A 1215-nucleotide genomic window follows, 5' to 3' on the forward strand; every position below is an offset into this window, starting at 1 on the left:
GTCGGCCGCTTCGTGGAGTTTTTTTGAGTCGAGGGATTCGTAGGGGGAGGTGGGGTCGGTTTCGGGTGGGTTGGGTGTTGGTTTGATCATGGTGAAGCTCCTTTGAGGTGGAGCCGCTACAACCTGTCGCTAAACAGGAGGGGTGGCGGCTGTACGCAGGTTAGCGAACCGGTCAAAGGCACCCGGCAGACCCGAAGGTCTCCCGCATACAGCCACCATGACGAAATCGCGAAAATACAGATCCGCAACGAAGCCTGGAACGCTGATGCACCTTTGAATTGAGTTCGAGTCGCTAAACCCGATCGCTGATTCGTCAGCGACCGACCCACAATAGAACCCGACCCCAAGGCGCACAAGCCGGCGGATTCTGGCTTAGCTGTAGGCAATGGCGCAAGGATGTGTAGCCTTGCAGGCGTGTCTTTTAGTGTCTTTTAAACATTGGCGTTTAAAAGACGCTGTAGGTCCTGATTTTGTGGTGTCGCTGCTGGCCTCTTCGCGGGCAAGCCCGCTCCCACAGGGGGGGGGCTGGGTGATATGCCAAACCTGTATTCACTGAGGATCGAATGTGGGAGCGAGCTTGCTCGCGAAGGCGTCAGTGCAGGTGCCGCAATTTCTTCGATGAATCACCGCTTGGACGCAAAATCAAAAGATCGCAGCCTTCGGCAGCTCCTACATAGATCGGTGTGGGAGCTGCCGAAGGCTGCGATCTTTTTGGTCTGCGTAAAAGTTGGAAGGCTTCTTGCAGTAGCCGCCGTGCGTCCGCTCTGGGCGTCAAAAGTTTGCTTTAAGGAACGGGGAAAACCGGTGGATCGCTCTCAGTTAATCAACAGCGCACGCTCGAACATTGCCGACCTCAGTCGAGGCAATCTGGGCGTGCCGTTGTTGCTGCTGGTCATGCTGGCCATGATGATGCTGCCGGTGCCGCCGTTCCTGCTGGACGTGTTCTTCACCTTCAACATTGCCCTGTCGATTGTCGTCCTGCTGGTCTGCGTGTACGCGCTGCGGCCGCTGGATTTCGCGGTGTTCCCGACCATTCTGCTGGTGGCGACGCTGCTGCGGCTGGCGTTGAACGTGGCCTCGACGCGGGTGGTGATGCTCCACGGTCAGGACGGCCACGCCGCCGCCGGTAAGGTGATCCAGGCCTTCGGTGAAGTGGTGATCGGCGGTAACTACGTGGTCGGTATCGTGGTGTTCGCGATCCTGATGATCATCAAC

1 protein-coding gene is annotated in these 1215 nt (G+C 57.7%); it reads left to right on the plus strand.

The genetic code is table 11. From position 1 onward, the window contains the following. Positions 1 to 804: 804 nt before the first annotated feature. A partial coding sequence (locus DBR18_RS29150) for an FHIPEP family type III secretion protein (protein WP_256588695.1) occupies positions 805 to 1215 on the plus strand: 411 nt, incomplete at its 3' end.

It is taken from the genome of Pseudomonas sp. HMWF021 (genome assembly GCF_003061005.1).
Classification (GTDB): Bacteria; Pseudomonadota; Gammaproteobacteria; order Pseudomonadales; family Pseudomonadaceae; genus Aquipseudomonas.